Annotated in this window: 17 protein-coding genes; 8 read left to right on the plus strand and 9 right to left on the minus strand. The window is 74.4% G+C overall.

Translation table 11 applies throughout. The annotated features are described in order from the left end of the window. Window positions 1–181 precede the first annotated feature (181 nt). From ACFWPI_RS32830 to ACFWPI_RS32845, 4 genes are all read right to left on the minus strand, one after another. Window positions 182–1,195 carry a serine hydrolase domain-containing protein gene (locus ACFWPI_RS32830; RefSeq protein ID WP_380376944.1) on the minus strand — a complete coding sequence of 338 codons (1,014 nt, stop codon included), beginning with the start codon at window positions 1,193–1,195 and terminating at the stop codon, window positions 182–184. Further along, window positions 1,192–2,124 (minus strand): DUF6895 family protein, encoded by a 933-nt coding sequence (locus ACFWPI_RS32835; protein WP_380376941.1) that lies wholly within the window; start codon window positions 2,122–2,124, stop codon window positions 1,192–1,194. Before ACFWPI_RS32835 ends, ACFWPI_RS32830 begins: the two co-directional genes overlap by 4 nt. A 93-nt stretch (window positions 2,125–2,217) precedes the next feature. Further along, on the minus strand, window positions 2,218–2,898 hold the full coding sequence (locus ACFWPI_RS32840) for a hypothetical protein (protein ID WP_380376938.1): 681 nt from the start codon (window positions 2,896–2,898) through the stop codon (window positions 2,218–2,220). A gap of 176 nt (window positions 2,899–3,074) precedes the next feature. Next, the gene (locus ACFWPI_RS32845; protein WP_063349965.1) at window positions 3,075–3,275 is read right to left on the minus strand and encodes a hypothetical protein; all 201 of its coding nucleotides are present in this window, start codon (window positions 3,273–3,275) and stop codon (window positions 3,075–3,077) included. Window positions 3,276–3,431: 156 nt separating this feature from the next. Between ACFWPI_RS32845 and ACFWPI_RS32850 the strand changes: the two genes are divergently transcribed. Both ACFWPI_RS32850 and ACFWPI_RS32855 read left to right on the plus strand, forming a co-directional pair. After that, on the plus strand, window positions 3,432–4,205 hold the full coding sequence (locus ACFWPI_RS32850) for an SDR family NAD(P)-dependent oxidoreductase (protein ID WP_380376935.1): 774 nt from the start codon (window positions 3,432–3,434) through the stop codon (window positions 4,203–4,205). A gap of 187 nt (window positions 4,206–4,392) precedes the next feature. After that, window positions 4,393–6,234 (plus strand): ABC transporter ATP-binding protein, encoded by a 1,842-nt coding sequence (locus ACFWPI_RS32855; protein ID WP_380376933.1) that lies wholly within the window; start codon window positions 4,393–4,395, stop codon window positions 6,232–6,234. A 102-nt stretch (window positions 6,235–6,336) separates the two neighbouring features. Here ACFWPI_RS32855 and ACFWPI_RS32860 read toward each other — a convergent pair whose 3' ends face one another. Further along, the gene (locus tag ACFWPI_RS32860; RefSeq protein WP_063349968.1) at window positions 6,337–7,005 is read right to left on the minus strand and encodes a 1-acyl-sn-glycerol-3-phosphate acyltransferase; all 669 of its coding nucleotides are present in this window, start codon (window positions 7,003–7,005) and stop codon (window positions 6,337–6,339) included. Between the two features lie 174 nt (window positions 7,006–7,179). Here ACFWPI_RS32860 and ACFWPI_RS32865 point away from each other — a divergent pair, with 174 nt between their 5' ends. After that, window positions 7,180–7,392 carry an EF-hand domain-containing protein gene (locus ACFWPI_RS32865; RefSeq protein ID WP_063349969.1) on the plus strand — a complete coding sequence of 71 codons (213 nt, stop codon included), beginning with the start codon at window positions 7,180–7,182 and terminating at the stop codon, window positions 7,390–7,392. A 108-nt stretch (window positions 7,393–7,500) separates the two neighbouring features. Here ACFWPI_RS32865 and ACFWPI_RS32870 read toward each other — a convergent pair whose 3' ends face one another. Beyond that, window positions 7,501–9,711 carry a CDP-glycerol glycerophosphotransferase family protein gene (locus tag ACFWPI_RS32870; protein ID WP_380376929.1) on the minus strand — a complete coding sequence of 737 codons (2,211 nt, stop codon included), beginning with the start codon at window positions 9,709–9,711 and terminating at the stop codon, window positions 7,501–7,503. 774 nt (window positions 9,712–10,485) lie between these two features. On the opposite strand from ACFWPI_RS32870, the gene ACFWPI_RS32875 reads away from it, so the two are divergent. After that, a complete protein-coding gene (locus tag ACFWPI_RS32875) occupies window positions 10,486–10,752 on the plus strand; it encodes a hypothetical protein (protein ID WP_063349971.1) in 267 nt (88 codons plus the stop codon). Window positions 10,753–10,991: 239 nt separating this feature from the next. Then, window positions 10,992–11,438: a YjbQ family protein gene (locus ACFWPI_RS32880; protein WP_363367071.1), complete on the plus strand. Its 447-nt coding sequence runs from the start codon at window positions 10,992–10,994 to the stop codon at window positions 11,436–11,438. A 102-nt stretch (window positions 11,439–11,540) separates the two neighbouring features. Here ACFWPI_RS32880 and ACFWPI_RS32885 read toward each other — a convergent pair whose 3' ends face one another. After that, the gene (locus ACFWPI_RS32885; protein WP_380376924.1) at window positions 11,541–12,131 is read right to left on the minus strand and encodes a DUF1990 family protein; all 591 of its coding nucleotides are present in this window, start codon (window positions 12,129–12,131) and stop codon (window positions 11,541–11,543) included. A 242-nt stretch (window positions 12,132–12,373) separates the two neighbouring features. On the opposite strand from ACFWPI_RS32885, the gene ACFWPI_RS32890 reads away from it, so the two are divergent. Further along, window positions 12,374–12,592 (plus strand): hypothetical protein, encoded by a 219-nt coding sequence (locus tag ACFWPI_RS32890; RefSeq protein ID WP_363367075.1) that lies wholly within the window; start codon window positions 12,374–12,376, stop codon window positions 12,590–12,592. A 133-nt stretch (window positions 12,593–12,725) separates the two neighbouring features. Here the strand turns inward: ACFWPI_RS32890 and ACFWPI_RS32895 are convergent, their stop codons facing one another. Both ACFWPI_RS32895 and ACFWPI_RS32900 read right to left on the minus strand, forming a co-directional pair. Beyond that, window positions 12,726–15,779: an AAA family ATPase gene (locus ACFWPI_RS32895; RefSeq protein ID WP_380376920.1), complete on the minus strand. Its 3,054-nt coding sequence runs from the start codon at window positions 15,777–15,779 to the stop codon at window positions 12,726–12,728. Next, complete coding sequence (locus ACFWPI_RS32900; RefSeq protein ID WP_063349975.1) at window positions 15,776–16,945, minus strand: exonuclease SbcCD subunit D; 1,170 nt, start codon at window positions 16,943–16,945, stop codon at window positions 15,776–15,778. Before ACFWPI_RS32900 ends, ACFWPI_RS32895 begins: the two co-directional genes overlap by 4 nt. A 361-nt stretch (window positions 16,946–17,306) precedes the next feature. Here ACFWPI_RS32900 and ACFWPI_RS32905 point away from each other — a divergent pair, with 361 nt between their 5' ends. Next, entirely contained in the window at window positions 17,307–17,588 is a 282-nt protein-coding gene (locus tag ACFWPI_RS32905; protein WP_380376917.1) for a hypothetical protein, read from the plus strand. Window positions 17,589–18,257: 669 nt separating this feature from the next. Beyond that, on the plus strand, window positions 18,258–19,127 hold the full coding sequence (locus tag ACFWPI_RS32910) for a hypothetical protein (RefSeq protein WP_380376915.1): 870 nt from the start codon (window positions 18,258–18,260) through the stop codon (window positions 19,125–19,127). Window positions 19,128–19,196 lie beyond the last annotated feature (69 nt).

The following is a 19,196-nucleotide window of genomic DNA, read 5'->3' on the forward strand; positions in this document are numbered from 1 at the left end:
TCCGACAACCGCTCACCCGCACACGACTTGACCTGCCCCACCCTCGCCACACCACAACCAACGAGACAGACACACCAAAGTCACTGGCATTGAGCCTAGGCCCGCCCGCCGCCCGCCGCCCGCCGCCCGCCGCCCGCCGCCCGCCGCCTGAGCCGCGGCGCCGCACCCCCCAGGTCGGGTCCTAAGCCGCCCGCAGCACCTCGTACGCCGCCTGTAGGAACCGTCCGTCCAGCGACGGCCCGGTGTTGGCCAGGGCCGCCACCGCGGCCGACGCCTGGGGCGAGAACCCGACGAAGGCGGTGAACCCCCGGGTCGCCCCGGCGTGGAAGTACAGGTCGCGCCCGCCCGGGCGGCGGTGGTTCCACACCAGGCACAGCTCGTCCGTCGAGCGCGGCAGCCGCAGCCGCGGCCGCTGGACCTCGCGCAGCGCGGCCGCCAACTCGCCGTGGCCGCCGTCGAGATGCGCCCTCAGGTAGCGCAACAGGTCGGCCCCGCTCGCCCGGAGCGCGCCGGCCCCCGGCAGTCCGGGGATGCGCCAGGGCGGAAGTTCCTGTCCGCGCCGGTACCCGACCGCCCGCCCCGGCGGGTCCGCCGTACAGGTGGTGGCGCCGAGGCCCAGCGGCCGGAGGACCCGTTCGGCGAGCAGTTCCCCGTAGGGCAACCCGCCCGTCTCGGCGAGTGCCCGTCCGAGCAGCGCGACGCCGTAGTTGGAGTACCGGTACCGGCTGCCGGGCCTGCACCGTACGGTGGTTCGGGCCACTCCGGCCCTCAACTGCTCGTCCCCGAACGCGGCGTACGGATTGCTGAACCAGGTCGGCACGGCGCGCGCGGCCAGTCCGGGCGGCAGCCGGGGCAGGCCAGAGGTGTGGGTGGCCAGGTGCAGCAGCCGGATCGGCTCGGGGGAGCGGACGGTCACCGGGCGCCAGCAGTCCGGCAGGCGGTGTTCGACCGTGTCGTGCAGGGAGACGTCTCCGCGCGCGGCCATCTGTGCCAGCAGCAGCGCGGTGAAGGTCTTGCTGACCGAACCGAGTTCGAAGACGGTGTCCGGCGAGCATACGGCCGTCCGCCCGTGCCCGAGCCGCCCGTGGCAGCGCACCTCCTCCGCGTCCCCGCGCGTGACGGCCACGGTGACGGCGGTGGCGTACGGTCCGGCCGCGCGCACCGCCTCCGCGACCGCCGGACCCAGCCCGTTCACGCGACCGCCGCGGTGGCCCCGAGTGCCCGGGCGAGCGTGATGCCACCGGCCACCACCGCGACGACGGCGGTGTGCTGGTGGTCCTGGAACGTCCGCTCGCGGTCCTCGTCGACCGGGTCGGTGTCGCGCGGCAGCAGGCCGTCCTCGTGCTGGGCGGCGGCCAGCGCGTCCCAGCCCTGCCGTCCGGTGGCCGGTTCGCCGATGCAGGCGTCGACCACGAGGAGTTCGGCGGCGAGGTCCCACTGGCCGATCTCCAGCCAGATGTCGAGCCAGGCCGGCAGCCAGTCGCGCACGTGGTCGCGCATCGGCTCCGGCAGGCCGTCCGGGCGGGCGCCCCAGTCCGTGAGGTGGAAGACGGTGTGGGTGATGTCGTAGCCGGTCATCCAGTTGACGGCCCACGGTTCGGGCGTGGCGCCCAGCCAGGTGCCGACGGCGAGTGCGGCCCAGTTCGGCTGGTGGGCGAGCCCGACGACCCGTCGGGCGTCGGCGACCCCCAGGCGTCGGTTGGGGTGGATCTCCTCGGCGTGCGCGGCCCGCAGCCGGCTGAGCGAATCGAGCAGTTCCTCCAGCGCGGGGTGGCGGTAGCCGGCCCGGGCGAAGTGGGCGTAGGTCTCCAGCGGGTCGGTCATGGTGAAGTGGCGCAGCTGCCGCTCGTACAGCAGGTCGCCCTCGCGCAGTTGCCCCCAGGCGTGGTCGAGCAGCGCGCGTGCGGTGCGGGTCTCGGTGGGCCCGGTGACGCCGTCGCGCAGGATCAGCGAAGCGGCCAGCGCGATCTCGCCGAGCGGCTTGTAGGCGTCGTCGGGGTCGGAGAGGTCGACCACGGTGTTGTCCGGGATCCGGCCGAGGCCGTCGGCGTGGGAGGCGTGCAGCCAGGCCAGCGCGCGGGAGGCGAGCCGCTGCGCGGTGGCGAGGACGTGGGTGTCGGTCATCGGACCCGGCTCCGTCGGTCGGTCGGCGGACGGGAGGAACGGTCGAGCATCCGACGGGCGACGGCCAGCTCAAGTCCGGTGCGGGCGCTGCCGTTACCGGCCAGCCGGATGCGTTCCAGGACGGGCTCGACCTCCAGCCGCAGCGGCCGGCCTTCGGCACCGGCCCAGGCGGAGCCAGCGGGCGAGCCGGGTGGCGGTGGGGAGGTCGCGACGCAGCATGGAGCGGACGGTGCCGCGGGCAAGGGCCAGGGTGTGCGTGCGGGCGGTGTCGTGCACCGGGCCGTCGAGCCCGGGCAGCGCCAGGACGGACAGCTGCGCCATCCGTACCGACCAGGTCTGCCAGCCGACGGCCTCCGGGCCCGGAGGCGGCACGGGCGGCGCGGTCGGCGGGGCACCGGTTCCGTACGGCGTGCGGGCGAGCACCTGCCCGGCCGCCCAGTCCTGCCATGCGATCACCAGCGCGGCGTCGGCCGAGTCCGACACCGAGGCCGCTGCCGAGTCCGGTGCCGAGTCCGGTGCCGGAAAGGCCTGCCGGGCCTCGGCCAGCAGTGCGGCGGTGGGCCCGTCGGGTGCGGCCCCGGTGAGTAGTTGCGGGGCGAAGAGGTCCGCGCCGAGCACCCGCAGTGCGGCCAGGGTCGGGCGCGGTACGGCGCCGTCCGGGTCCGCGAGCGCGGCTGCGCCCCCGTCACCCCGGAGGGCGTCGAGGGTCCGGCGCGCCACCCGTTCGACGGCTGCGGCGTACTCGTCGCGCAGTGGCGTCTCGGCGAAGGGCATCGGCGGTGTTCCTCCTGGTCGGGGAGCCCCCGGCGGGCGGCCTCGCGGGAGTGGGCTCGCGGGCGCGGGTTCACGAGAACGGGCTCACGAGCCCTCGTCAGGCCCGCCGAGGCGCCGGGGAAGGGGTGGGCCGGTCCACGTCGGTGGACCGGCCCCGCGATCGGGCCGCCCGGCTGCTAGCGGGTCGACTTCTCCTTCGGCGGCTTCGGCGACAGCAACAGCGCCAGCAGCAGGAGTCCGAGGGCTTCGGGCGAGTACGTGGGCGCGTCGGACACGACGGCCTCGTCCTCCACCATCAGGCTCGCGAGTGTGTCCGCCTCGGCGCGCGTAGCGGTCGGCGTGGTCGTCGTCCGGTGGGTCCGGCAGTGAGTAAGCATCAGAAGTGCCTCCTCAGTTGAGCGTCACCGCCCGGTCGGGGGATGCCCCCGTCCGAACGGTAAGGGCGCGGTCCGGTACCTGCATCCGCAGACGGCCGGGCCGGGATAGTCCGTTCGGAGTGGGCGCGGCCGCGGTGAGTCGGTACCGTCGGGGGCATGACCACAGCCTTGATCACCGGCGCGACCGCCGGCATCGGAGCCGCGTTCGCCCGCCGGCTCGCCCGCAGCGGCTACCGGCTCGTCCTGGTGGCCCGGGACACCGAGCGCCTGGAGCGCGCGAGCGCCGACCTGCACGCCGAGTACGGAGTCGAGGTGGAGGCGCTGACCGCCGACCTCGCCACCGACGAGGGCATCGCGGCCGTCGAAGCCCGGCTCGCCGACTCCGCCCGCCCGGTGGACCTGCTCGTCAACAACGCCGGTTTCGGCAACAAGGGCGCGTTCGGGACCGTCCCGCTCCAGGGCGAGCTGGACATGCTGAAGGTGCACATCGAGGCGATCCTGCGGCTGACCACGGCGGCCCTGCCGGGGATGCGCGAGCGCGGTCGCGGCGCGGTCGTGAACGTCGCCTCGGTGGCGGCGTTCCTGCCGCGCGGCACGTACGGGGCGAGCAAGGCGTGGGTGGTGAGCTTCACCCAGGGCGTGCTGCGCGACCTCGGCGGCACCGGGGTGCGGATGATGGCGCTCTGCCCGGGCTTCACCCGCACCGAGTTCCACCAGCGGGCGGGTATGGGCACCGGCAACATCCCGGCCTGGTCCTGGCTCTCGGCCGAGCGAGTGGTGGCGGAGGCGATGCGCGACCTGGCCCGGGGCCGGTCGGTGTCCGTGCCGGGCAAGCGCTACAAGGCGGTGGTGGCGCTCGCCCGCCTGCTGCCCTCCGGCCGACTGGGCGGTCTGTCCTCGAAGGCGGCGCGCAGCTACCGGACGAACTGACGCGGTCGGGGCGGTCGGGGCGGCCGGAGTGGCCGAGCGGTCGGGCGGCCGGGCGGCCGGGCGGCCGGGCGGCCGGAGGGGCGGTCGCCATGGGAATAGATCCAGCCTCACTATTAGCTAGTCTAACTATGAGCTATTCTCGCTATGCTGGCGGCCGTCCGACCGCCCCACCCACGGAGGTTTGCCCTTGAGACCCACCACCATCAACTGGACCCCGCCCGAACGCGCCCAGGGCGAGCCCCGCCCGCCGGCCCAGTGGCGGCGCATCCTCGCCCTCTTCCGCCCGTACACGGGCCGCCTCACCGTCGTCGGGCTGCTGGTGGCCGCCTCCGCCGTGGTGTCGGTGGCCTCGCCGTTCCTGCTCAAGGCCGTCCTGGACACCGCGATCCCGCAGGGCCGTACCGGGCTGCTCAGCCTGCTCGCGCTCGGCATGGTTCTCGCGGCCGTGGTGAACAGCATCTTCAACGTCCTGCAGACGCTGATCTCCACCACCGTCGGCCAGCGCGTCATGCACGACCTGCGCACCGCCGTCTACAGCCACCTGCAACGGCAGTCGCTGGCCTTCTTCACCCGCACCCGCACCGGCGAGGTGCAGTCCCGGATCGCCAACGACATCGGCGGCATGCAGTCCACCGTGACGTCCACCGCGACCAGCCTGGTCTCCAACTTCACCGCGGTGATCGCCTCCGTGGTCGCCATGGTCGCGCTCGACTGGCGCCTCACCGTCGTCTCGCTGCTGCTGCTCCCGCTGTTCGTCTGGATCAGCCGGCGGGTCGGCAACGAGCGCAAGAAGATCACCACCGAGCGGCAGAAGCAGCTGGCCGCGATGAGTTCGGCGGTCCAGGAGTCGCTGTCGGTCAGCGGCATCCTGCTCGGCCGCACGATGGGCCGCTCCGACTCGCTCGCCCGTGAGTTCACCGGGCAGTCCGACCAGCTGGCCGACCTCGAAGTGCGGGCCAGCATGGCCGGGCGCTGGCGGATGAACACCATCCAGATCGTCATGGCCGCGATGCCCGCGGTCATCTACTGGGCGGCGGGGCTGTCCGCGGCGGGCGGCGCACCGATCGTCTCGGTCGGCACCCTGGTCGCCTTCGTCACCCTCCAGCAGGGCCTGTTCCGCCCGACCGTCAGCCTGCTCTCCACCGGCGTGGACGTGCAGACCTCGCTCGCGCTCTTCCAGCGCATCTTCGAGTACCTCGACCTGCCGGTGGAGATCGCCGAGCCGCCGAAGCCGCGGAACCTGACCGACATCCGCGGCGAGGTCCGCTTCGAGGACGTCGACTTCCGCTACGACCCCGCGCAGGAACGGCCGACGCTCTCCGGGATCGAACTCAAGGTCCCGGCCGGGAGCTCACTGGCCGTGGTCGGTGAGACGGGCTCCGGCAAGACCACGCTCAGCTACCTCGTCCCGCGGCTGTACGACGTCACCGGCGGCCGGGTCACCATCGACGGCGTGGACGTGCGCGAGCTGTCCTTCGACACGCTGGCCCGCGCGGTCGGCGTGGTCTCCCAGGAGACCTACCTCTTCCACGCCTCGGTCGCCGAGAACCTGCGCTTCGCCAAGCCGGAGGCCACCGACGCCGAACTGGTCGAAGCCGCCCGGGCCGCGCAGGTCCACGAGACCATCGCCGCCCTGCCGGACGGCTACGACACCCTGGTCGGCGAGCGCGGCTACCGCTTCTCCGGTGGCGAGAAGCAGCGCCTCGCGCTCGCCCGGACGATCCTGCGCAACCCGCCGGTGCTGATCCTCGACGAGGCCACCAGTGCGCTCGACAACCGCACCGAACAGGCCGTCCAGCAGGCGGTGGACACCCTGGCGGCCGGTCGCACCACCATCACCATCGCGCACCGGCTCTCCACCGTCCGGGCCGCCGACCAGATCGCCGTCCTCGACCACGGTGAGGTGGTCGAACTCGGCACCCACGAGGAACTGGTGGAGCTGGACGGCCGCTACGCGGCACTGCTGCGCCGGGAGGCGCCGGAGCCGGCCGCCGTCGTACCGGAGACGGCCGCGCTCGGACACGTGTGAGCGCTCGCCCCGGCGCGGCGAAGCGTGATGTGGCGCAGCGAGGTGTGGCGAAGCGTGATGTGGCGCGGCGCGGCGAGGTGTGGCGCGGTGCGCGGCCGGGGCCTACGCGGCCTTCGGCGCCTCGTTGTAGCGCTCCGCGACCTCCTGGCCGGAGAGCCGCTGGATCGCCGCCATCACCTCGTCGGTCACCTGCCGACGGGCCTTCAGCGAGCGGGCCTGCCCGTGCAGCTCGTCGAAGTGCAGCGGCTCGCCGAACCGGACGGTCACCTTCTTGATCCGCGGCACCCGCTTGCCCACCGGCAGGATCTGCTCCGGTCCCTCCAGCGCCACCGGCACCACCGGCACGCCCGCGGTCAGCGCCAGCCAGGCGACGCCCGTCTTGCCCCGGTAGAGCCGGCCGTCCAGCGACCGGGTGCCCTCGGGGTAGATGCCGAAGGCCTTGCCGTCCTCCAGGATCTCCAGCGCAGACTCCAGCGAGGCCTGAGCGGAACGGTAGGTGCCGCGCTCGACCGGCACCGCGCCGATCGCCTCGAAGAAGTCCTTGGACAGCCGGCCCTTGAGTCCCGTCCCGGTGAAGTACTCGGCCTTGGCGAGGAAGTGGACCCGGCGCGGGGCGGTGAGCGGGATCACCACGCTGTCGATGAAGGACAGGTGGTTGCTGGCCAGGATGACCCCGCCCTTGCGCGGCACGTTCTCGATGCCCTCGATGGTCGGCCGCCAGATGCCGCGTGAGACGGGTTTCAGCACCAGCCTGGTGGCGAGATCGAGCATGGTCCCTCCCTGGACGAACGATCGCCCGGGAGGAGCCCGGGCCTGCAATCAGATCCGCAGACTACGACAACCACCCCCGCGGCCGTCCACTCCCGGCGACCGTGGCGCGCACCACGGCCGGGTAGGGTACGCCCGTCCGAACAGAGCGCAACCCCGCAGTACCAGGAGGGCACGATGGAGACCACCGAGGCGATCAAGGCCATGTTCGACCGTTTCGACAAGAACGGCGACGGCAAGATCACTCCGGCCGAATACGCACTGGTCGCGAACGAGATGGGCGACCACGCCGTGACGCTGTCGATGGCCGAGGCCCTGATCCACGCCATGGACACCCGCCACCAGGGCTTCCTGACCTTCGACGAGTTCCTGGCCGCCCGCCAGCGCTGAGCGTGCCGACGGGTCCGGTCGCCGTACCGGCGGCGCCGGGCCCGGTGCTGCACGGCTCCTCAAGGCTCCGCACGGCTCCTCAAGGCTCCGGGAGCGCCGCGGGGCGCCTCAGGACTCCACCGGGAACACCCGGCGCACCACCCGCTCCGCCGCCCCGCCGTCGTCCCACGGGCAGAACCGCGCCCGGAAGCGGGCCCGCGCGGCCGGCTCCGGATCGCCCGCCAGCAGCGCCTTCGCCAGCCCGTCCGGGTCCACCGTGACGGCCCCCGGCGGCTGCTCGAACAGGTCGAAGTAGACGCCGCGCACCCGCTGGTACTCCTCCCAGTCCGGCGCGAAGATCACGACCGGCCGGTCCAGCACCGCGTAGTCGAACATCATCGACGAGTAGTCCGTCACCAGCGCGTCCGCCGCGAGGTAGAGGTCCTCCACGGTCGGGTGGGCCGAGACGTCGACGATCGCGGCCGAACCCTCACCCGCCGCCAGGTCGCCCGGGCCGCCGGTGTGGAAGTAGTGCGTGCGCACCAGCAGGGTGAAGTCAGGGCCCAGCCGCCGGGCCAGCTCCCGGACGTCCAGCAGCGGCACGTAGCCGCCCTGGTCGCCGCGGTGGGTCGGGGCGTACAGCACGGCCGTGGTGTCCGGCCGCAGCCCGAACCGCTCGCGCATGGCCCGCACCTCGTCCGGTGTGGTGTTGGCCAGCCGGTCGTTGCGCGGGTAGCCGGTGTCCAGCATCTCGTACCGGCCGGGGAAGGCGCGGGTGAAGTGCTCGCTGGTGTGCGGGTTGGAGGAGACCAGGAAGTCCCAGCGGTCGACGGCCTCCTGGAGCCGGTCGAAGTCCATCCCCTCGGCGGCCTCGGGGCGTTCGCGCAGGTCCATGCCCATCGCCTTGAGCGGGGTGCCGTGTTGGGTCTGCACGTGCACGGTGCCCGCCCGCTTCGCCATCGTGCGCGGGAAGTTGACGTTGTTGACGAAGTACTTGGCGGTCGCCATCGCCTTGAGGTAGGCGGGGGTGTTGACGATCACGTACGGCACGCCGGGCGGCATGGTCGCGGCCTGCTTGCGGTTCTCCACCACCCACACGCCCCGGATCTGCGGCGCCAGTTCCCTGGCCTTCTCGTAGATCGCCGCCGGGCTGCACGCGTAACCCCGGTGCCAGTACGCCGCGTAGACCGCCAGGTGCTCGTCCAGCGGCAGCCGGCGGAAGGCGTTGTACGCGGTGAACCGCGCGCCGCTGCGCACGCCCTTCTTCACGGCCGGGGCCACCGCCCTTGCCCCGCGCTTGAGTTCGCGCGGCAGCTGCCCGGTGCGGCGCAGCTCCGCGTACGCGATCCGGGCGCCGCGCGCGGCCAGCCGGTACTGCACGCCGCGCACGCCGCCGGGGTAGCGGTAGCCGGTCGGGCGGTGCCGGGCGAAGTGCCGGGCGATCTGGCGGAAGAAGTCCTTGCGCCGGTCGGCGGGGACCAGCCCGGGGGTGTCGTAGACGTTCAGCGCCTGCCGGACGGTCCGGTCGAAGACCAGGGTGCGCAGTGCGTCGGGGACGGGCCGGCCGGGGCGGTCCGGGCGGTCCAGGAAGGCGAAGATCGCGTCGTACTGGGCGAACACGTCGGCGTGCTTGGGGGAGGCGGTGGCGGTGATCGCGCCGTCCCGGCCGCGCCGGTAGAAGTAGCAGGGGCGGTCGAGGTAGCGCAGCCGCCCGGCGGCCAGCAGCGCGGGGTAGGTGACCGAGATGTCCTCGTAGTAGCCGCGGCCGAAGGAGACTCCGAGGCCCTCCAGGAAGGCGCGGCGGAACACCTTGTTCCAGACCGACATCACGGTCTGGAACAGCGCCGGGTGTTCGGCCAGCGTGCACCCCTCGACCAGCGGGGAGTCGGCCAGCACGTGGCGCCAGGGGTTCGGCTCGGTCTCGCCGTCCGGGTAGACGTGGGTGAAGCCGGTGAGCAGGACGTCGGCGGGCGTCCCGGGCCCGCGCTCCCGCTCCTGCTCCAGCTCCAGTTCGTCCAGGATCGCGCCCACCGTTCGCTCGGGCAGCCAGTCGTCGCTGTCCACGAACCAGACGTACTCGCCGCGCACCTGCGCCAGGGCGGCGGTGCGGGCGCCGCCGAGGCCCTGGTTCTCGGTGAGGTGCAGGACCCGCAGTCGGGGGTCGCGGGCCGCGTAGGCGTCCAGGATCGCGCCGGAGCCGTCGGGGGAGAGGTCGTCGACCGCGATCACCTCGAAACGGGACTCCGTGGCGGGGGTGTCGCCGAGGATCGAGTCGAGGCAGCGCGGCAGGAACCGCTCCACGCCGTGGACCGGGAGCACGATGCTGAGGAGGAGGGGCACGCTGGCCGAGTCTACCGATCGACCGGGTGCGACCTGCGGGGACGTCCGACCGGGGTGATCGGCCGAGGTGGCGGGCCGGGCTGACCGGCCGCGGTGGAACCGTGGCCACGATCGCCGCTGGGCCCGGAACCGCCGGTGCCGGGCCCTGAACGGGGCGGCACCGGCAGCCTGGCGGCGGCCCGGCCGACCCTCTACGGCCGACCGCCTTTCCGGGCACCTCGCGAGCCTGGCCACCGCAGCGTCGAGGCGGCCGGGCAGTGGCTCGCGGGAGCCGGAGTTCTTCATCACTCGAACACGCACCCGGGTGCGATGCGGGCACGGACGCGTTCTCACAGATATTGCTTGGAGGATTCCCCGGAGTCAATCCCTCGAATGTGTTCACTTCATGAAGCCTGGAGGTGTCGACCGGTCGCTTTGTCGACGACCCCGGCTGTCCCCTATATCCACCGCGGTATCCGCGTCGTGTCCACCGCCGCATCCGCCGCGGCATCCCCCATGGCCGCCGGACCGCCCGCCGGGCCGCGTGCGGGTCGCGTGCGCCCGGCGCGCGCCGCGCGGCCGGGCGCCGGACCTGCGCCCCGGGTACTGCTGACAGATGGCCGGTCGTGCACCATCATTGATGCCTAGTCGTGATCGCCCTGGTGGCCCCTGGTGCATCGTCAGTTGACGCCGCACGGTACGGTGGCACAACACCAAGGACGGTTGCGCGAAGGCCGTCCATCGCGGATAGTCTTCGCCTCACGGCCCTGGCGCCTCGTAGGGGTGGGAAAACTGATGGAACACATGCAAGTGCGGACTCGGCCCCGCGTGCCGGCGATCCAGTGCGGTGTCGGCACGACCGGCCGTCGGATCGACCGACACCTGGCCGTGCTCGGCGCGCCCGCGCTCCCGGCGGTGGACACCGCCGAGGCGCTCGGGTTGATAAGGGAGCTGACGCCGCGCGGCGCGGACGCCCCGACGGCCAAGCGTCGTCACGCGCGGATCTCGCTGCTGACGCCACTGCGCCGGCTGCGGCGAAGCCTCTTCGGCGGGCGCGGCTAGCGCCCGTCGGCCGGGGCCTACGGCTCCGCGGTCCGGGCCTCCCGGGCCACCCGGTGCGGATCGGGACCCCGACCCGGCGGACCACACGGACCGTCGGGTCTTCGGCGTGCCCGGATCCGGGCCCGCCCCGGCCGGGCCGATGTGGTCTAAACCTTTCAGCCTAGTGCACCTCACCGCCCCCACAGGCGGAGTCGGCGAGGTGCTGCGCGGGGCCCGCCGAGGTGGGTCAGGATGGCGCCATGGCGGACAACATCCACTCCACCCACCAGGGCCTCTTCCAGACCACCACCATCGAGATCACCACCGGCAGCCGAGAGGTCGCGCTCGACATCACCGACCGCTGTGCCGCGTTCCTCACCGAGCGGGCCGCCGGCCGCGACGGCCTGCTCAACGTCTTCGTCCCGCACGCCACCGCCGGAATCGCAGTCCTGGAGACCGGCTCCGGCAGCGACGACGACTTCCTCGCCACCCTGCGCGAACTGCTCCCCGCCGACGACCGCTGGCGCCACCGGCACGGCAGCCCCGGCCACGGGCGGGACCACGTGGTGCCCGGCCTGGTCGCCCCGCACGCCACCCTGCCGGTGATCGGCGGCCAGCTGGCGCTCGGCATCTGGCAGTCCGTGGTGCTGATCGACACCAACGGCGACAATCCGCGCCGGACGGTGCGGCTCTCCTTCTTCGGCTGACCCGACTTCTGCGGCCGGGACTCCCTCGGGCGGGGCTCCTTCGGCAGGGGCTCCTTCGGCAGGGACTCCTTAGGCCGACACTCCTTCGGCCGACTCGACGCGCTACTCGACGGCGGGATCGGCCGGGCCCGCGGGCCCGGCCGGCTCGGCCACGGCGGCGGCCACCGCTGCCAGGTAGCGCTCGATCGCCAGGTACTGGCAGAGCAGCGCGACCGGCCGGCCCATCCGCGCGTACCAGGCGGTCAGCCGGGAGAACGCCGACACCTCGAACCACACCTCGCCGGCGGCGTCCATGGACACCAGGAACGCCTCCTCGCCGCACTCCGGGTGCCCGGGGAGCGTGCCGTACGCGAAGCCGATCCGGTCCGGCTCCTCTACCGTCCACACCACCCGGCACGGGATCACCAGCCGGGGCCACCGGCTGCCCGGCAGGCTCAGTCGCAGCAGCACCGTCGACCCCGGCTCGGCCGGCGCATGCGGGTACACGGCGAAACCGGTGCCCAGCTGGCTGCCCCAGCCGAGCACGTGCCGCCCGGCCCGGGCCAGCACCTGAGGCCCTCGGCCCAGGTGCACCCGCCGCCGCAGGTGCGCGTAGCCGTCCGGCAGCGGGCCTCCGCGGGTGGCGCCGACCTCGGGGTAGGAGGGCGCGCTGGCGCGGGCGGCGAGCAGGCGCCGCTGGAGGTCGGTGGCCATGCGGTCACCGTAGCCGGGCGTTGCGGGCCCGCCGTCGGCGGGTCGCCCGGGGGCGGGGTGCACACGGGCGGGGCGGGGGCGGCCGGCCCGGTTCGGGCTGCGCCCGCTCCTGGACGGCGCCGCCGCCCTGATCGAGGAGTGCGGGGACCGGGTCGGGCTGGGTCAGGGCGGGCCGGCGCTCGGTTCGGGCTCGGGTCGGCGGCGCCTTGCGGCGGGGGCCGGGGGCGGAGTAGGAAGGCGGCATGAGCGACAGCGCGAGGAACGAGGACACGGCGGTCTGCGAGTTCGCCCCCGACGGCGGGGCGCAGGCGGCGCTGGTGCGCGATCCGGCGTCGACCGGGCCGCGGGCCGACTGCGTCCTGTGCGGGGAGCCGACCGAACTGCCCGCCGACCACCCGGGCAGCACGCTCTGCCCGGTCTGCGCCTGGCAGCAGGCCCAGCGGGTGGCCTGTTCGGGCTGATGCGAAGCAGCGCGCCCTAGCCGCAATGCCACCGGCTTGACGGCGCCTGAAAGCCGTTGACCTGCGGCGATGCTGGGGGCAGAAGGCCCCGGAAGGCCTCCTCAAAGCCGCTGGCAGTGTCCCTGAGCGGTCCTTAGGCGTCCTCCCTCCCGGCCAGGGCCAGGGTCGAGCCGCGTCGCCCCTTGCGGACCAGGAGCTGGGCGGGGATGCGGGTGCGCAGGTCGGCGACGTGACTGACGATGCCGACCGCCCGGTCGCGTTCACGCAGGCCGTCGAGGACGTCCATCACCTCCTCCAGGGACTGCTCGTCGAGCGTGCCGAAGCCCTCGTCGATGAACAGGGTGTCCAGCGGCATGCCGCCGGCCTCGTCGGTGACCACGTCGGCCAGGCCCAGGGCCAGGGCGAGGGAGGCGAAGAAGCTCTCGCCCCCGGAGAGCGTCGCGGTGTCCCGCTCGGTGCCCGTCCAGGCGTCGACCACCCGCAGGGCCAGGCCCGAGCGCTTGTTGCCGGTGCCCCGGTCGTCGCTGTGCACCAGGGTGTAGCGGCCGCCGGACATCCGGACCAGCCGGTCGCTGGCCGCCGCCGCGACCTGCTCCAGCCGGGCCGCCAGGACGTAGGACTCCAGGCGCATCCGGAGCCGGTTCTCGGTGGAGGTGCCGGCGGCCAGCGCCGCGAGCCGGTTGATCCGCCCGTACCGGGCCAGCGCCGGGGCCAACTCGTCCGCGAGGTCGGCCAGTTGCCGACCGATCGAGGCCAGTGCCGCGCACCGTTCGTCGGCCGCCGAGCGGTCGGCGTGGGCCCGGCCCAGCCGGTCGGTGGCGGCGCCGAGCGCGGCCGCGGCGGCGGGCAGGTCGACCGGCGGACGGGCCGCGGCCTCGGCCAGATCGGGCAGCGCGAGTTCGTGCCGGACGGCGGCGGACTCCGTCCGGTGCCGCTCCAGTCGGGCTGCCAGCCGCTCGCGCTCCGCGCGGGGGAGCAGCACGGCCAGGGCCTCCTCGGGGCTCGGGAAGCCCGCTGCGGCCGCGGCCTCGGCGAGCTCGCCCTCGGCGTCCCCGAGCCGGGCCAGCGCCTGAGCACAGGCCCGCGAGGCCTCGGCCACGGCGGCGACCCGCTCGACCAGCCGCTCCAGCGCGGCCGCCCGCGCGGCGACGGAGGCCGCCTCGCCCCGGGCCACGGCCACCCGTGCGGCGAGCTCGCGCTGTTCGTGCCGGAGCGCCTGGAGCCGGTCGGTACGGACGGCGGCGCGCTCCCGGGCCTCGCGCAGCTCGGCGAGCCGGCGGTCCCGGTCGGCCGACAAACGGGCGATCTCCTGCTCGACCCGGCCGAGCGCCTCCGCCGAGTGCAGTGCCTCGCGGTGCTCGCGGTCCAGCTCGGCGAGGGCCTGCGCGAGCGCGTCGGCGCCCTCCGGCCCGGCTGCGCCGGTGGCGGTGGCCTCGCGGACCCGCAGCGCGGTGAGGGCCTGGTCCGCTGCCGTCCAGGCCTGTTCGGCGGCGGCCTGGGCCCGGCGGGCACGCTCCTCGTCGTCGGCGCCGACCCGGCCGTCGGCGGTCTCGGCGGGTGCCGGGTGTTCGGGTGAGCCGCAGACCCGGCACGCTTCGCCCGTGCGCAGTTGCTCGGCCAGCTCGGCGGCCATGCCCGCCAGCCGCCGCTCGCGCAGGCCGAGGCCGTACTCGCGGGCGTCCAGCGCGGCGGTGCGCAGGGCGGCGGTGCGCGGCTCGGCGGCGGCGATCTCGGCCCGCAGGCCGTCGCGCTCCCGGGCGGCGTCCAGGCGGGTGCTCAACTCGGCCCGTCGGCCGTCGAGTTGCTCGACCAGTGCGCCCGCCGCCCGGGCCCGGTCCTGCTGCTCCTGGAGGCCGCCGAGCCGCGCGTCGTACTCGGCCAGCCAGTCCTCGGCCTCCTCGGCGAGCTCGTCGGCCCGCCGGCGCTCCTCGTCCAGGCTCCGCTGCTCGCGGGCGAGTTCGGCGCAGCGCCGCTCCTCCGCCCCGGCGGCCTCCAGCCGGACCAGCCCGGCCCGCAGTTCGCGTTCGGCCTCGGCCAGCTCGGCGGTCCCCGCTTCGGCGAGTGCCGGACCCCCGGCGGCAGCGCTGCCCGCGCCGCCGGCGCCGGCCAGCACCTCGCGGTGCCGTCGCTCGGCCTCCCGGGCCCGCCGGTGCGCCTCGGCCGCGCCCTCGTGCAGCCGCAGCGCGGACTCCACCCCGACGGCCGCCTGCGCCGCCGCCAGCCGCCGGCCGTCCCGGGCCGCCTCGGGCTCGAACGCGGCCAGCCGGTCGGCCTGGAACAGCGCCTGCCGGTGGCGGTGCTGCCGCCCGGCCAGCTCCTCGGCGGCCGCGCGCTCGCCCTGGGCGGCGCGTTGCGCCTCCTCGGCGCCTGCCAGCGCGGCCCCGGCGACGGTGCGCTGTTCGGCTGCGCCGCTGCGCAGGATCGCCGCCCAGCCGAGCACCCCGGCGGTCAGGTCGGCGGCGTCCTCCTCGGCCGGCACCCAGCCCTCGGCGGGCTCGGCGCCCGGGCCGGCCGCCTGCTCGGCCTTGCTGGCGAGATCCCGCAGACGGCGACGGCCGGCCTGGACAGCGGCCTCCTGGACGCGCCGCTGCTCCGCGAGCCACCCCTCGACGTGCTGGAACCGCTCCGTGTCGAACAGCCGCCGCAGCAGCTTGCCGCGCTCCTCCGAGTCGCCCTTGAGGAAGCGGGCGAAGTCGCCCTGCGGCAGCAGCACCACCTGGCAGAACTGCTCCCGGTTCATGCCGATCAGCCGGTGGATCTCCTCCCCGGCCTCCTGGTGCGACTTGCTCACCGCCCGCCAGCCGGGCGTGCCGTCCCCCGCGTCGGCGGCCCACTCGCGCAGCAGGGTCTGCGGCCGCTCGACGGTGGTGCCGGTGCCGACCTTCTTCGGCCGCCGCTGCTCCGGCAGCCGGGTGATCTGCAGCCGCCGCCCGCCGAGCGTCAGCTCCAGCCGGACCTCGGTCAGCCTGCGCGCCTCGGCGTGGTCGCTGCGCAGCCGGTTGGCCCGCCGGGTGCCGGGGACGTCGCCGTAGAGGGCGAAGCAGACCGCGTCCAGCACGCTGCTCTTGCCCGCGCCGGTGGCGCCGCGCAGCAGGAACAGGCCGCCGGCGGCGAGCGCGTCGAAGTCGACGCTCTCGCTGCCCGCGAACGGGCCGAACGCGCTGACGGTGAGCCGGTGCAGCCTCATCGGGGCAGGTCCGCCTTCCGGTCGGTGGTCTCCCGGACGCTCTCGAACCCGGCGCGCAGCCAGCCCAGCTCGTCCGGCTCCGGCTCGGCACCCGGGCGCACGTGCCGCAGGAAGCCCTCCGCGATCTCCAGGTCGGCCCGGCCGCTGACCCGGGCCGCGTACGACCGGGAGGGTTCGGCCTCGCTCTCCTCGGGGTCGAAGAGCAGTTGGAGGGTGTGCGGGAAGCGGCGGCGCAGCTTCTCCATCGGCTCGCTCGGGCGGGCCGCGTCGGTGAGCGTCGCCTGCACCCAGGCCTGCTCGTACGGCGCGTACTCGTCCTTGGTGAGCAGCGCGTCGAGGCTGTCGCGCAGGGTGGCGAGCGGGCGCGGGCGCGGGCAGTCGACGCGCTCGGCGGCGACCGAGCCGTCGGCCGCGAGGTCGACCAGCCACATGGTCTTGCGTTGGTCCACCTCGGAGAAGGAGTAGGCGAGCGGCGAGCCGCTGTAGCGCAGGTGCGGGGCGAGGGTCTGGCAGCCGTGCAGGTGGCCGAGCGCGGCGTAGTGCACGCCGTCGAAGACGGAGGCGGGCACCGAGGCGACGCCGCCGACCGCGATGTCCCGCTCGCTGTCGCTCGCCGTGCCGCCGGTGACGAAGGCGTGCGCCAGCACCACCGCGCGGGTGCCGGCCGGGCGGGCCGCGAGATCGGCCCGGACCAGGTCCATCGCCGCGCCGAGCACCGCCGCGTGCCCGCCGCGCTCCAGCCCGAACCGCTCGCGCACCAGCGTCGGCTCCAGGTACGGCAGCCCGTAGACCGCCACCGGCCCGTGCTCGTCCGCCAGCAGCACCGGGGCGGCGCACTCGCCCGGGTCGGTGCGCAGGTGGATGCCGGCCCGGCCGATCAACCCGGCGCCGACGCCGAGGCGGCGGGCCGAGTCGTGGTTGCCGCTGATGAACACCGTCGGCACGCCCAGCCCGGCCAGCCGGTGCAGCACGTCGTCGAACAGGGCGACCGCGTCCAGGCCCGGCAGCGCCCGGTCGTACACGTCCCCGGCGACGAGCACGGCGTCCACGCGCTCTGCCCGGACCACGTCCACCAGGTGGTCCAGGAAGGCGCGCTGGGCGTCGTGCAGGCTCTCCCGGTGGAAGGAACGGCCCAGATGCCAGTCGGAGGTATGCAGCAGTCGCACTACAGCGCCCCTACCTGCACGTTTGCCACTTCCATGTCCTCCGAGTCAGCGCCGAGTCAGCACCGGTCACGTGGCCGGCGCCTGGTCAGTACCGAGTATCACAGGACCCACCGACAGAGCCCCGTCCATCACAGCCCTCAGCCTCTCACCCGCATCAGGGGACAGGCGGCCGCAGACGTCGGCGGTGATCCGGATCGTGGATCCCAAGGAAAACGGGTCGGGCTCCGCCTTCTCGGGTGGGGCCCGCTTTCCTTGTTTCACGAGGCCCCCGAGATTCGCCGCACAACTGGCGTTGATCGAATGTCTACTGGCCGCTGGTCCACTGTGAGAACTGACCCCTTCGAGTCCTTGGAGAACCATAGTGATCAAGCGTGTAGTAGTTGGCGTAGCGGCAACTGCGCTGTTCAGCCTCGGTGCCGGTGTGGCGCTTGCCCAGACGGGTGCGGAAAGCACGGCAGTCGTCACGGCTTTCCCTGCGACGGGTGCGGCCGTTCCGGTCGGCACCGGGGAGGCCCACGCTCAGGCCTCCGTGCCCGGACGGACCGGCGAGGCCAGCACCGCCAACTGGCACTGGGTCAACGGCGGAGCACGCAACACCGTTGTGACTCCGGCGGGCTGGAGCGGCAAGCGCTTCGAGGAATGATATTTCGGGATTGCCCGCTGGTGCCCCTGCACCGGCGGGCATTTGCCGTTGTAAGGCGCACCCGTTCACAGCTGGATCGTCGTCCAGAAGTGGTCCATCCAACTCGCTGCTTTTGCGGCCAGATCTACTGGTGCGCCAAAAGCTGCCGCCCATTGGGCTGTGTCTCCATGCGGCAGTCGCATGGTTCCCGACCCTGACGTCCGGTACTGACAATCCCGTCCGGATCGGGAGGCCCGGGGTCCTGGGACGCGCGTGTTCGATTACTCGGGGTGGATTGTCAGTGGCTCTGTGTATGTTCCTCGACGTCGGCGGTTCCGGGGTCGGAGCGGTCGGCGGTGTCCGGTGCTGGGCTAGTCGGTGGGAGGAACCATGCGGGTGTGGTCGTTGGGTCGTGAGGGCTCCGAGGTTGCGGAGCGTTGTGCGGGGCGTTGTGGGGGCTGCCGGGGTTCCGTGGCCGTCGATGTCTTCGGGCGGTCGCGGGTCCGCCGGCGGGTGCTGCTGCGCGCCGGGCGGCGGGCCGGGGCGGACGGTGGGCCGGGTGCTCCCGGCGGGGCCCGGCCGTCCGGTGGTGACCGGCCGCCGGGAGGGCGTGCGGGCGGGGCCGGTGCGCGGGGGCGCCGTGGCGGGCGGGCCCGGGGTGCTCCGCCGCCGCAGCCGGTGGCGGTCGCGGTGGCGGCGGCTGCGTCCGACTTCGCCGGCCTCGCGCGGTACGGGTTGTTCGGCCGGCTCGCCCACCAGGAGTACCTGCGGCGCTCGGAGGAGCAGCTGAGGGTCCTGCACGCGCAGGGCCTGGAGGTGCACCTGCGGGTCCTGGAGGCGGGTGACTACGAGGACTACTGCACGGCGCTCGGCCTCGACCCCCGGACGCCCGCCGCCCGGGTCGCGTACGCGGGCGATCCGGAGCTGGCCGGGGAGCCCTTCGTCTACGCGGGGGAGCGGCTGGCCGAACTGCTCCCGGTCCTGCTGGACGACCACCGGGCGCGGGTGCGGATGTCCGTCGCGGGCGTGGCCCTGCTGGAGGCGGTCGGCGACGACCCGGACGGGCAGCGGCGGCTGGCGGCGGTGATGGGGTACGTGACGTCGGCCTACCTCGCGCTGGCCGAGGGCGCGGGGGAGGGCTGCCACCTGCTGACGCTGCGCTGCCACGGCCCGGAGGACGGCGAGCAGCTCAGCTCGGCGGTGGAGGTCTGCGTGGAGGCGGGCGGCCTCTACCCCGCCGGGCGGGACACCGAGGCGTTCTGCGTGACGCTGGCGGCGGGGGTCGCTGGCGGCGGGGCGGGGGCGCTGCTGCTGCACGGCGATCCGGGTCTCCCGGCGCCCGGGGCCTCGGCCTCGGACGGGCCGTGGGTGCGCGGTTGGGCGCTGGCCGGCGGGCGGTTGCGGCCGATGACGGTGCACGAGGTGTTCGACGAGCTGGCCGACGACGCCGCGCGCGGGCTGCCGTTCCCGCCCGGGGTGGTCCCGCGACCGGGCTTCCCGCTGCCGGGCTTCCCGGAGCCCGCTTCCCCGTCGGAGGAGGGGGGTGGGCCGCTGGGGTGATCAGGGGGTTTCCACCCCTGCCATCCACCATGCGGCGCTGGGGACTGTTCATCGACCGCCTGTTCGGGG

This window comes from Kitasatospora sp. NPDC058492, from assembly GCF_042720685.1.
Lineage (GTDB): Bacteria > Actinomycetota > Actinomycetes > Streptomycetales > Streptomycetaceae > Kitasatospora.

Bases quoted from the DNA above. Each gene is read 5' to 3' on its own strand.
- ACFWPI_RS32835 (WP_380376941.1), bottom strand. From the start codon at position 2,124: ATGACCGACACCCACGTCCTCGCCACCGCGCAGCGGCTCGCCTCCCGC.
- ACFWPI_RS32840 (WP_380376938.1), bottom strand. From the start codon at position 2,898: ATGCCCTTCGCCGAGACGCCACTGCGCGACGAGTACGCCGCAGCCGTC.
- ACFWPI_RS32845 (WP_063349965.1), bottom strand. From the start codon at position 3,275: ATGCTTACTCACTGCCGGACCCACCGGACGACGACCACGCCGACCGCT.
- ACFWPI_RS32850 (WP_380376935.1), top strand. From the start codon at position 3,432: ATGACCACAGCCTTGATCACCGGCGCGACCGCCGGCATCGGAGCCGCG.
- ACFWPI_RS32860 (WP_063349968.1), bottom strand. From the start codon at position 7,005: ATGCTCGATCTCGCCACCAGGCTGGTGCTGAAACCCGTCTCACGCGGC.
- ACFWPI_RS32865 (WP_063349969.1), top strand. From the start codon at position 7,180: ATGGAGACCACCGAGGCGATCAAGGCCATGTTCGACCGTTTCGACAAG.
- ACFWPI_RS32875 (WP_063349971.1), top strand. From the start codon at position 10,486: ATGGAACACATGCAAGTGCGGACTCGGCCCCGCGTGCCGGCGATCCAG.
- ACFWPI_RS32880 (WP_363367071.1), top strand. From the start codon at position 10,992: ATGGCGGACAACATCCACTCCACCCACCAGGGCCTCTTCCAGACCACC.
- ACFWPI_RS32885 (WP_380376924.1), bottom strand. From the start codon at position 12,131: ATGGCCACCGACCTCCAGCGGCGCCTGCTCGCCGCCCGCGCCAGCGCG.
- ACFWPI_RS32890 (WP_363367075.1), top strand. From the start codon at position 12,374: ATGAGCGACAGCGCGAGGAACGAGGACACGGCGGTCTGCGAGTTCGCC.
- ACFWPI_RS32895 (WP_380376920.1), bottom strand. From the start codon at position 15,779: ATGAGGCTGCACCGGCTCACCGTCAGCGCGTTCGGCCCGTTCGCGGGC.